The organism is Mariniphaga anaerophila (genome assembly GCF_900129025.1).
Taxonomy (GTDB): domain Bacteria; phylum Bacteroidota; class Bacteroidia; order Bacteroidales; family Prolixibacteraceae; genus Mariniphaga; species Mariniphaga anaerophila.
In genome coordinates this window covers 231,925-244,116 of sequence record NZ_FQUM01000005.1, presented here as the reverse complement: position 1 = coordinate 244,116, position 12,192 = coordinate 231,925, and the positions used below count along the sequence as shown (strand labels likewise).

The 12,192-nt window shown below is 36.5% G+C and carries 11 protein-coding genes; all 11 read right to left on the bottom strand.

The genetic code is table 11. The annotated features are described in order from the left end of the window. Entirely contained in the window at positions 1–939 is a 939-nt protein-coding gene (locus tag BUB08_RS12070; RefSeq protein WP_073002105.1) for an NAD-dependent epimerase/dehydratase family protein, read from the bottom strand. A gap of 38 nt (positions 940–977) precedes the next feature. Further along, a complete protein-coding gene (locus BUB08_RS12065; protein WP_217651608.1) occupies positions 978–1,859 on the bottom strand; it encodes a hypothetical protein in 882 nt (293 codons plus the stop codon). Beyond that, positions 1,859–2,902 carry a Gfo/Idh/MocA family protein gene (locus BUB08_RS12060; protein WP_073002103.1) on the bottom strand — a complete coding sequence of 348 codons (1,044 nt, stop codon included), beginning with the start codon at positions 2,900–2,902 and terminating at the stop codon, positions 1,859–1,861. The genes BUB08_RS12065 and BUB08_RS12060 overlap by 1 nt, the downstream gene beginning before the upstream one ends. Beyond that, entirely contained in the window at positions 2,889–3,635 is a 747-nt protein-coding gene (locus BUB08_RS12055; protein WP_245820199.1) for a WecB/TagA/CpsF family glycosyltransferase, read from the bottom strand. Before BUB08_RS12055 ends, BUB08_RS12060 begins: the two co-directional genes overlap by 14 nt. Before the next feature lie 217 nt (positions 3,636–3,852). Then, positions 3,853–6,219 carry a GumC family protein gene (locus BUB08_RS12050; RefSeq protein ID WP_073002099.1) on the bottom strand — a complete coding sequence of 789 codons (2,367 nt, stop codon included), beginning with the start codon at positions 6,217–6,219 and terminating at the stop codon, positions 3,853–3,855. Between the two features lie 17 nt (positions 6,220–6,236). After that, on the bottom strand, positions 6,237–7,034 hold the full coding sequence (locus BUB08_RS12045) for a polysaccharide biosynthesis/export family protein (protein ID WP_083570739.1): 798 nt from the start codon (positions 7,032–7,034) through the stop codon (positions 6,237–6,239). 34 nt (positions 7,035–7,068) lie between these two features. Then, a complete protein-coding gene (locus BUB08_RS12040) occupies positions 7,069–7,617 on the bottom strand; it encodes an acyltransferase (RefSeq protein WP_073002095.1) in 549 nt (182 codons plus the stop codon). A 15-nt stretch (positions 7,618–7,632) separates the two neighbouring features. Next, complete coding sequence (locus tag BUB08_RS12035; RefSeq protein WP_073002093.1) at positions 7,633–8,880, bottom strand: hypothetical protein; 1,248 nt, start codon at positions 8,878–8,880, stop codon at positions 7,633–7,635. A gap of 37 nt (positions 8,881–8,917) precedes the next feature. After that, positions 8,918–10,087 carry a glycosyltransferase gene (locus tag BUB08_RS12030; protein ID WP_175549999.1) on the bottom strand — a complete coding sequence of 390 codons (1,170 nt, stop codon included), beginning with the start codon at positions 10,085–10,087 and terminating at the stop codon, positions 8,918–8,920. Between the two features lie 8 nt (positions 10,088–10,095). Beyond that, a complete protein-coding gene (locus BUB08_RS12025) occupies positions 10,096–10,947 on the bottom strand; it encodes a glycosyltransferase family 2 protein (protein ID WP_073002089.1) in 852 nt (283 codons plus the stop codon). Further along, positions 10,948–12,186: a glycosyltransferase family 4 protein gene (locus BUB08_RS12020; protein ID WP_073002087.1), complete on the bottom strand. Its 1,239-nt coding sequence runs from the start codon at positions 12,184–12,186 to the stop codon at positions 10,948–10,950. It lies immediately after the preceding gene. Positions 12,187–12,192 lie beyond the last annotated feature (6 nt).

Sequence of the window (12,192 nt, the reverse complement as noted above, 5' to 3'; positions counted from 1 at the left end):
TTAGCGAAATGAGTTGAGTGTTTTTTTCATGCCGGCTTCTGCTGCAACAGGCATCTGTTCTATCCCTAAAGCGTTTTTTATTTTCTGGTTGGAAACAACATACGACTCGGTCAGCTTTTTCAACCTTTCTGTGTTTAGAGGAAGGTGAATAACATCGCCCAGTTTGGCAGCAGACTGTATTATTTTTTTGTTGATTCTCCAGATTCTGGGTTTTTTGCCAATTGATTCTGCAATTAATTCGATTAGCCGGTTGGTCGAAATTACTTCATCGTCGGCCATTTGGTATGTCCCCGGTTCAGTGTTGTTTGACAGAATTTGGTTGACAACAAACGACAGATTCTCAATAGAAGTAAAAGACCGTTGGTTGTCGAAACTACCCAGTGGCCATGGCATTCCTTTTTGAACCATGTTGTAAAGAAGGTTCAGATTCCCTTTGTTTCCCGGACCATGAATCATCGAAGGGCGCAAAATGTAGACCTGTTTTTCCTTTGTCAATTCATGCCCCAGAATATGTTGTTCTGCAGCGAGTTTCGATTTTCCGTAGGCTGTTTGAGGATTCGGTATTTCTGTCTCGCTTAGCTTTTCTCCGAAAACCTGGTCGGCAACAGCTTTTACAGAGCTGAAGAAGATGAATTTTTTTGCGTCAGAGCCTAAAAAATATTCGAATATGCGTTGTGTAAGTCCCAGATTGATGTCAAAATAATGCTTCTCGTCGGTCGTGTTCTTTGTGTCATGGGCTTTCCCTGCCAGGTGAATGACTGCATCTGTGTTTTCCCAATCTATAGAACCGAGAGATTTCCAGTTAAAGAATTCATCGTAAAGATGGACTTTTGGCTCTGCAATATCAACTGCAATAATTTTGTGGGAAGAATTTTCTTTTATCGCTTTTGAAAGGTTTGTGCCCACAAACCCAAATGCGCCGGTAATCAGGATGTTCATTTTTGAACCTGGTGTGTTGAGTTGCGTTTTGCGAAAGTTTAAATGTCAATTAGGGAAACTGTTTCATCTATATGTTTTTTAGATGAAGCTCCAAAAACTACTGACTGAATATTTTGGCGGTTTATAAATTCGTAAGCCTCTTTGGATGGAATAGCTCCTGAGGCCAGGGTCGACATGGCCATTAACTGGTACTTCGACGGGTCATTGGCCTTTACCGCACTGATATACGATTCCATGTCAGGAGACATCAGGTATCCTATTTTGTTAAACGAAGAACAGATTACTACGCCTTCAATTTCCCATTCTTCGAGTTTTGATTTTAGGAAAGGCATGTTTTGCGTAATCAGTCCGGGTAGCGCTTTGTATTTTTTTTCGATGTAATAACAGTATTCCTGAAAAATTTCTTTTACTCCAAAGCCGAGAAGTAGATCTGTTATAATGTTTTGAAGAAAGATGACTTTTGCATTTAACCCTTTAAACATTTTCATCTCAATGTCGATGAGCATTTTCATGAGTTTGATGGCGTCTTTGCCTAAAACTGCAGCACTCCCTTTGGTTATCATTCCGAGCACACCTAACGCGGAGTTGTTTTTGAAAAGTACTTCATTTAGCGTGGGAACAATTCCTTTTTCACTAATAAGGTTAGCATATTTGTGGGGATAGGGAATGGAAGGGTACCAGCTGATTTCCGGATAGTCAGTTTTATTGGATGTAAAGTGTTCACAAATGTCTTTTGCCCTATCGTTGCTGTTCAGCATTATTGCCCGTATCCCCGAGTCAAAAGCCATTCTGTATACATTAAATATGGAAGGGTTGTCGAAGAACTTTTCCGCCAGTTGTTGTGCTTTTTCCTGCGACATATGGTTGATACCAAAAAATTGGTTGTCGCCGAATATTACTTTATCAATTGGTTGCATCATTAGAATTTTCCGTTAAGTTCGTAATCATTAAAAATTGCTTGAATAATGTCCAGCGTGTCTTTTGCGTTACTAAACGTGCATTTGTTTTCGATTTTTTTATCGTTTATACACTCAACAAAATGATACAGCTGCGCTGTAAATTCGTTCCCCCTTACATAAAATGGCACAGGCTGAAAAACGTCGGTTATGTATAATGTATTCCAACCAACGCGCAGGTTTTTTTCGGGGCAGGCGTTCTTCATGAAGATTTTGATTCCATGTTGATCCGCCAGTATTTTTCCCTTAGAACCAAAGATTTCGATTTTATTGGTTGGCTTACGAAAACTCTCGTCGCTCCAGTTCACATTCAACGTCCCCGAAGTCCCGTTTTCAAAGAGAAATGTTGCGTTTACAGCGTCTTCTACATTTTTTGAAAAAATATTAGTAAGGCTTGACCCTGTCACTTTATCGGGTTTGCCTATGAGAAAGTTTACCAGATCGATGGCATGAGATGCTACTTCATAAACAGCACCACCTCCGTTTTCGCGCGAGTCTCTCCATGTGTTTCCATCTTCAGACTTTGTAATAGTCCGGCTATACATTTCCGATTTGAAACGGATTATATTTCCAATTACATCATCCTCAATGTATTGCTTTACTGTTTTAAAGATGTCGTTAAACCGGTTTACATAACCCACCTGATTGGTTAGTTTTTTTTGAGAAAAGAGTTCTGCTAACTCACCGGCTTTTTGGTTGTCGGTAGTAAATGGTTTTTCTGAAAAAACATGAATTCCCCTTTGGGCTGCTTCCTGCGCAATTGGGTAGTGCAAAGTAGGCGGGGTACAAACAATTATTGCATCTAAACTTTCGTTTTCAAACAGCTTGTTGTAATCGCTATAGGTGTTTGTCCCTTTCAAATACTTTTTTATCAGGTTTAAAACCAATGATGAAGTATCTGCAACTGCTGTAATTTGAATATCGGGATGACTATTGATTATGGAATAATGGGTGATTCCCATTCTTCCCATTCCAATAATTGCCAGTTTGATTTTAGAATCTGCCATATTTATATTTTTTTATTCCTATGATTGCAAAAAGAAGGTGTAGAAAAAAAATTCCAATATTTGGATAGCGTTTTAATATTTCCGGACGATCGATTGTTCGTTTTAGCCAGGCTAATCTCAGTTTCCACCAGAGTGGATGAATTTCTTTTTGGTTACCTGCATACCAGTCGAAAACAGCACCGATGCAACAAATTAGTTTTGTGTTTAATTTCGTTTTGTTTTGATAGGCCCATTTTTCCTGTTTTGGGCACGTCATCCCAACAAACAAAACATCAGGATTAAAAGCATTTACTGCTTCAATCATTTTGTTGGTGTCGTCAGCAGAAAAATCATTCTTGTAGGGAGGGGAATAAGTTTCTACTGAAATGTTCGGAAAATCTCTGGCTGCTCTTTCTTTAATTTTATCAAGGGTTTTAGGTGCGGCACCCAGAAAAAAAACTTTTCCGTGTTTCTCATTTGCTTTTTGCATAAAATGAAAGAATACATCAGGCCCCTGGTTTTTTCGGATGTTTTTCCTTTGCAGAATTATAGAAGACAGGGCAAAATATACGCCATCAAGAACCAGGTAATCACTATTTTTTAGCGCTTCTCTAAACGACACATCTTTAGTCGAGATGCCGTAGGAATTTGGGCTTATTGTATTAATTAAACTTGCTTGAGAAGTCTCAAGGTTTATTTCATCAAGGCTCGATGAATATACCCGATATCCCATTGTGGATACTGTTTGTGGCATTTGATGCATTGTTGTAAAATACGTTGGTAGAAAGAATCTATTCTTGTTCAGGAATTGCCTGAACAGTGCATAACTGTGACCTTCCCGATAATAATTTCGGGACTTAAACCGTAATAAAAGAGTTAAGATTAAAAGCTATTAGACGAGCTTAATTTCTGGTTTTTTGTCGCTGTAATTTCTTGGTTGTTAGCGAAATTGGATTGTTTTTTGAGGAAGCTTAGACAGAGCTTTTGGGTATCTTGTATTCGCCGTATCCTTTCTTCCAGTATTTTTTTCGGTATCCGTACCCATAACCGTACCCACTTTCGGGCGTGTCATTTAGTACAATAGCAGAACGCTCAATTCTATTAAAGTCAACTGCTTTGTTGATTTGCTTTATTTGGGCTTTATGGCTATAGCCTATTCTTAGAACGAACAAACTGATGTCTGAGAACTGACTTGTTAAAATGGCGTCAGGAATCAGCAATAACGGAGCATTATCTATTATGATATAGTCAAATAAGCTTCTTGTGTAGTCAATTAATTTTTCGAATTTTGAACCATCCAGTAAATCAGAAGGGTTCTCTATTGCCGTTCCTGTTTGAACAAAATTTAGATTGGGAATAGAGGTTGATGTAATAATCTCATCAATATTTTTTTCTCCTGCAAGGAAGTCGCGTAGTCCAATTGACTCTTTTACTTTGAGGAACTCGTGTAGGGTTGGTTTGTGAAGATCTGCTCCAATTAGCAATACTTTTTTATTGGTTTTGGAGAGAACTGCCGCGAGGTTGGCCGAGATGAAAGACTTTCCTTCGCCCGGAACTAGTGAATTGATAGAAATTACTTTTGAACCTGTTCCTTCTATTAGTGTATTTATATTTGTTTTTAATCCTCTGAAACTTTCGGCAATTCCCGAACGCGGATGCTGTATCACTGGTAATGTAGATTTGTACTTGTGTTTCATTATCCCTTCAAGAACCGGGATTCTGCTTCCTTTTTCAACTTCGGTTATGGTTTCAATTTTATTGTTGAATATTATTAGAAAGGTAATTAAAATGAATGGAAGGATGCCTCCCCCTGCTATACCTATTGCTAGGTTTAGAATCAGGTTGGGGCCGGTTTTTCTCGACGCTTCAACAATAGCCGGATCAATTACCTGTATTTCCGGAACAATGGAAGCTGTTGAGATAGATGCTTCTGTTTTTTTCTGAAGCATGTAGGTATAGATTTCATTGTTCAATTCAAATTCCCTTTGAATGCTAATCAGGTTTTTCTCCGTTTCTGGCAGTCGTCTCAGTCTTGCCTGTATTTCGAGATATCTTTGTTGTAAGCTATTCATTTTTGACTCGGTTGCGATCAACTGGCTTTTCAAAGATTCTTCCAACCCGTCGCGAACAACTTTTATTTCTTTTTCGAGTATGAGGATGGCGGGATTTTTTTCTTGTACAGTATATGATAGAACTTCTCGCCGGCTGTATAGTTCCATTAACTTCGACAGCATTCCGGAAAGGTTTGAATCTGTAATTCCTACAACCGAGGGATTGACCATTTCTTCAATCTTGTTTGCATCGTCAATATATTGTTGCAGGTTTTTGTAATAATCAAGCTGAAGCTGGGTCAGGTATTGCTCCTGCTCAATCTCTTCGAGCCTGGAATATACCGATTGTGCTTCCTGCCCCAGGTTCATAACCTGGTTATTTCTTCGGTAGTCACTAAATTTTTCTTCTGATGTAGTTAAAGAGTTTTTTAGCCTTTCAAGTTGCTCGTTTATAAAATCTTCAGAACTTTTCGATCTGGAGGATCTGGCTTCCATCCCAAACTCAATAAACACGTCTGTTAATTCATTTATAAAATCTGCTTCTTTTTGAAGCGCATTGCCTGTAATTGAAATAGTGATGATATTTGAGTTTTCCTGCTCCGTGAAGATTTGAGTTTTCCCCATGTAGTTTGCTGTCTGGGCATCAAGGTTGTTAAATAGCAGCATGTATGTTTCATCCACAACTGCATTTTTTCTATTGAGAGTAAAATTGTAAAACTCATTAGTAAATGGCTCCCCAAACTTTAGGTTTTTATCGATGTTAATTTCTTGTGCATAGCCATTTAAATATGTTTCGCCGGTGACCTGAATATTGTATTCTGAATCATTGAGCATAATAACCTCTATCACCCCGCCTTTTGCGTTTATTGCATTGGGAGGAATAACTAATTCGAAAGGATCATTGTTGTATAAATCTTTGTAGTAAAGAAGCCTTTTTTGATACCAGGAGTAATCCCAGTTTAGATTGGCAAGAGCCTTTTTGTACAACGAATATGACTGTAATATTCCAATTTGTTTTTCAATATTTGAACTACCTCTAGCGTCAGGTCTTGGACTATTAAATGCCTGCACTGAACTTAGTTCTGTCTCTTCATTTTTTACGAGTAACCTGCTGGTAACTTCATACGCACTAGGGGAATTTCTAAAAATGAAATATCCTACGAATGCCCCGAGCAGGCATAATGCTAAAAACCATGGCCAGTGTTTTAAATATTTCAAAAGAAGATTTTGGTTTTTCTCTTCTTCTTTACTGTCTATGAGTTTAATAATGTCGTCAATCTTCTCCATTTTTGTCAATTCCAGGATTATAAATTCAGAAAGAAAGCAACAGCTACAATAAGAGTAGAAATGGTACTTAGAAATCTGCCGTAAGTATCGCTGTTTTCACGTCTTCTTTTTAAACTATCTGGCGGAATATAAACCAGATCGTTAGGTTGCAAATAAAATACTTCTGATAAATATACACTATTATCGGTCAGATTTACTTTGTGAGTATAAATTTTATTGTCGTTTTGCCTTTTTACAATAACTTCCCTAAGATCAGCATAATCAGTAATCCCGTTTGCCATGCTTATGGCATCATAGATATTCAGACTTCCTTCGTAGTTGTAATATACTCCGGGGGTTCTTACCTCTCCACTTAAGTTAATTCTGTAATTCAGAAATTTAATTTCGACCGTTGGTTCGCGCAGAAATTCTTCAGCTCTGAGTCGCAGTCTCTCTTTTGCCTCTTTTATACTGAGTCCTGCAAAAGTTATTTTACCAAGGATTGGTAAAACAATTGTCGAATCAGCAGAAACTCTGTATCCATTTATATACTGACTGGTTGGGTCGCCAAAGTTTGAGGATGTTCCCGATGAATATCCGGACCCCCCTACATTGCTAGGGTTGAAAATTCTGTTCACCTCTTCATCCAGAGTTTTTATGCTAATGTAAAGATTGTCTAAGGGCTCTATTCTAATTTCAGGGGGTGCTGGCGGACTGTAGATTTCATGCGGAACGTCTCTGGTTTCCTGAAACATCTGGATGTTTTTTGTGCTGGAGCACGAGTTTTGGAGAAACGCTACTACGAGTAGTAAATAAATTGAATTAGATATTTTCATGCTTTAAAGTTTTTGTTTGCAATATTGATGAGATCTATTTTTTTGAATAGTTGAGGTCGTACATACGAATATGTTCTGCTTGTTGCTCTTCCGAATCAAACCTGGGACAAATCTTTTTTGCCGGATTTCCACCGTAGATTGAATAGGGCTCTACATCCTTTGTAACTACAGATCCTGCTGCAATAATGCTGCCTTTCCCAATAGTCACTCCCGATAAAATAATTGAGCCAACTCCAATCCATACGTCATCTTCGATAGTAATTTTGAGATGAAGTCCTTTCCAATTGTATTGATCGTCTTGTATTTGACTTGCAAGTCGTGTCGGAATTCCAATTTGTTGATAGTGGTGGTCATATCTGCCTACCAAGCAAACATAGTTGGCAATAATTACGTTGTTGCCAATTGTTGCATTGCTTTCAATAAACGAATATCGGCCAATGTAAAAATTGTCCCCAATCTGTAATTTGTCTTTTGCCCAAATAATTACATTGCGTCCAGCATGGAAGTTTTTCCCAATCTCGTACTTAGACCACCTCACTTTTACTAAGTAGAAATCTCTAATTTTTTTTAGGAGTTTTCTCATAAATCGCAATTAACGCTATCCGAAGTTAATGTTAAAATAGTTTTTTATTAAATGGATTTTATTCTTTTTAGATAGAATATTCTGATATACAAATGGTAAAAAGAAGAAAGATAAAAATACCGGATAATTTAAAAATTGTTCGCCTTGCAGCAGTAGTATTATTATAAAAAGCACTGAGAATGACGTCCAATAAGAGCGAGAGACCTTTAGGGCAAATTTGAATACACAGAAAAGCCAAAAAAGAAAAAGAGGAATTCCCCAGGAGGCCATAAAATTTGACATCCCGTTTCCGTGACCAATATCGCCGGTAACATTATGGTGAAACCTGAATCTGGTTTTTATATGTAATCCATTTCCAATGATTGGTTGTGACTTTATATATTTTAAATCCATATAAAAAGCACCCATTCTTGTGTTGGAAACATCGTTCTCATTCATGTTTTTGACTAATGAGTACTGATAGTCAATCTTTTCCTTCATGAAGTCTAATGAATAATAGGAGTAGTACATGATGATTATTGCTATAGGCATAAACACCAATTTTCCGAACTTGTAATTTTGTAATGAATTGATTGTGATAATCACTCCTAAGACAATAAATCCTGTTGTTGACATGGTCGTTAGTAATCCTATTAAAATCCAAGGAATTTCTTTTCTGTAAGGGCCAATTTGAAATTTTCTGTTTTTCAGGGCAATAAATAGTAATGCTAATATTAAATAGCCTGAAAATGCCCCTGGTTCCCAGAACATTCCGGAGTTTCTGGCAACGACCTCGCCTGGAAATGGATAAAATGAAGTGTATATTAGAAGTGATTTTGTCAGGCTTTTTCCGGTATCTAGCCCATATACTCCAAATTGGTTTAACAGGAAAAAGGGCAAGCTTAAAATAGCAAGAAAGGTCATTACCTTTATGTATGCATCTAAAAAATCAACTTTCTGATTTTGATATAAAAGTAATGTGGCCAAACCAAGAATCGTCTTTAAAATGATTCCCAAAACTCCCGGGTAACTTACAAAACCTAAAATAATTCGCTGGGAAAAGACAATTACCGAAAAAGAGAGTAATAACCCAATGAAAATACCGAGAGACTTTTTGAAAATTTGTAAATCGATTACAAAGAATACATAAAAAAGTAAAAGAACAGTATAGCCTATTAGTAAGCTATTTGAGTAGCTTTGCGAGGTAACCATTGGGTTTCCACTAAAGCAAAGCATAAAAAACATCGGTAAATTCTCTCGAAGAGAAAGCATTGTTTTATTCATTTTTCTATGGAAGAAAATTGGATATTAATTGAAGGTTTTAGTTAGCAAAACTATAGTTTGACTTACTCTCAGATTGCAACAATGAATCATCGATTATTTTCCGTGCGATTGATTTATAATTCAGCTTTTCTCGCATCTCTTCACATCCTTTTTCTCGGACAATAGAAGAATAATTTTCCATACAATATTTTAACCCTTTTAAAAGTTCGTTATAATCTTCAGAATGAAGGAATGCCCCGTTTTTTCTGACCAGATGTTCGGTGGTCCTGGTTTTTCTTATCAATATTGGAGTGTTAACAGATATTGCATCTTCAATTAGAGTTGTATGGTGAACGGGCCAAACTGCTGCATCGGATAGTTTGAGCAGGCTTAAAGACTCCTCATGATTACACCACCCCTTGAATATGGTATACTTTGATTTATTTGCCACTTCATGCGTTTCTGAATCATTGAATGCACCAAATAAGAGTAGAACTACACTTTGAGAACCTCGGTTTATTTCGTCTATTGCATTTATTAGTTTGACTGTACCTTTGTTTTTGCCCATTTTGCCTCCTGATATAAAAACAAATGATTCTGAGGGAATGTTGTATTTTTTTCTTAATTCAGTTTTGGTCTCTTTAATTTCATCTGCAGCAGCAACGTCTGTACCTATTGGTAAAAAATCAATTTTGTCTTTATTTATTCCATACACATTAGAGAGGTAATCACACCTCAACGGTGTTACTCCATAAAATTTTTTCACAAAAAGAGACGAAAAATTCGCGGTTAGCCTGACTAATATTTTGTAATAAAACAGTTGCCAGAATTTATTTTGATTCCGGTTGATATAGTCTGCATGGTTGTCTACAAACAATACTGTATTCTTATGCAATATGCGGTAAATTGTGCATACTAATAGTGAAGTGCTGTTTAAATTGTGATGAAAAACAACATCGGGTTTTTCTTTTTTTAGTTGTTTATATAAGCCAAATGAAACAATAAATTCATTTGTTAACTTATAGCTTTTTACTCGAATTACTTTTATGCCTTTGTCAAAGTAGTATCCAGGTTTTATCTTTTTCAAATTAGAATACTTTGGTAAAATATTGCTGCCTATAATAACTGGCTCTGTTCCTTCCATTAAAAGATATTTTGGCAGAATGTTTTCCTGGTAACTAAATCCTTCTATATATGGTGCAGAAATACAGATGTTTGCAATTTTCATGATACTTTTCATGTCAGTTTTTCAGCGAACAGCTGATAAGTTTTTGGCGACAGCGTTTTCAAGTAAACTTTTATTGTGGAAATCAGCCAGTTCTTTTTATGGTGATTTTTTAAAAAGACTATGTATTCTTTTATGTTTAGTCCTTTTGGCGAATATAAATTCTTGAACCTTTTCACCAGCGAGTATCTGGGATTACACCACGGAGCCAATTCATTCTGGGGGCAGGTTGCAATAAAGTTTTTAGAAACGAAACAGTTGTATCCGGCATTAATTGCTCGTAAGCCATAGTCGTTGTCGCCAATTGCATGCGTATATAGTGGGGATAAGTTCCCAATAGAATCGAAGATTTTGTGGTGAATCAATACTAAATTTCCATTTATAAATTTACATTTCTGTATTTTCCCATTGGGAATAATGGGGCCTGTTTCATCTCTTCCACCATAAGAAAATGTTTCATGTTCTATTTCATTTCTGCAACTACCAATAATAATTGATTCTGATTTTTCTTGGTCGAGAGCTTCTTGAAAGTCTCCGAGAAGTTCGCCTAAGAAATTTTTATCCAGTATCGTATCATCATTTAACCATAAAAAAAAGTCAAAGTTGTCGTCTTCTGCTGCCGTTTCCCAGGCTAGTCGCATCCCTTTATTCCAATACAAATTCCCATTTCCGGGTATTATTTTAATTTTGGGGAAGTTCTCTTTTATTGCTTCTGTGGTTCCATCGGTCGAACCATCGTCAACTAAATAAACTTTTAACCAAGTATCTTTGGGCAGAGTGGCTTCAAAAAGTGATTTTATGCAATTTAATGTTTGCTCCCTCCGGTTATGGCAGGTCATTAATGTTGCTATTTTCTTTTTCATTTAATTTTCGATAATGTTTTGGTAAATAGAAAGAAGCCTTTTTGTGTTTATTTCTTTGTTATGACGTTCCTGAGCAACTATTCTGCTTTTTTGGGATAACCTCGATGCTAATTTTTCGTCAGAAAATATTTTGCAAACATTTTCTGCAAGCATTTCAACTTCTTCGAAACGGTACAGCAGCCCTGTTTCTCGATGCTTGATCAAATCGGGGGTGCCTCCCACGTATGATGCAACGCACGGAACCCCTAATATCTGAGCCTCGCCGATAGAGTTTGAACTATTCTCAATTGAGGATGGATTGACAAATACATGAGAATTCAAAAATCTTTGTTGTATCGCATCGTTCGATAATAATCCGGTAAATATAATTTGGCGCTTCAGGTTATTTTTCTCAATAAATTTTTTTATAAATCTTCCATAGCCATTAATTCGAAATCCGCGGTTTCTGACGAAGTCGTTGCCTGCAACATAAACTTTTGTGTCAGGGAATATTTTTATGATTTGAGGCAGAGCTTTGAGTAACTGGTGAAATCCTTTTAAGGGATAATATGCCTGGCTAATAAAAATACTATACTTTTCGCAAGCTGAAATATCCCATTGTTTTTCGTAAAAGATCGGGCGCAAAATTTCATTACAAAAATGATAACTTAATTTGGGGTTTATCGATTTTACGTGGCAATAGTCCCAGGTAGTTCTTCCAATGACATGATTCACTTTTTTTAGTAATGATTTTTCTGAGTTGCCTCTTTTTTGTAAATCAAGGTGTTGGGAAAATATAGTGTTAACTCTTATGATATCTCTTAGGGAGGTTGATTTCATCAATTCTGACTTTTTTATTCCTCCTAAGTAGTACCTTTCAATTACACTAACCAGGCCTTGTATTGATACAACGATTTTTTTTAAATCGCTTAATTCCACGAAAGCGGATAAAAAGGGATATTCTGTCCCATGAATATGAATAATATCTGGTTTGAAATCATTTGCTATTTCCGTCCAATATTTTTTTAAAGATGACTTATTATTTCTTTGTTTTTTTGGTAAGAGATAATGTCTGATTCTATTTGCTTCAACAACATTAAATTCTTTCTGTGGATATAATGAGACTACTCCGAGGGAGATATTTTTATATTCGATTAACCCATAAGCGGCTGAGTTAACCCATCCTTTTGCATTTTCTTCGAGCCTTGTTCCTTTATATGCTTCTGAAAATGGAGAATTTGTAATCCAAAGAACATTCATAACTGG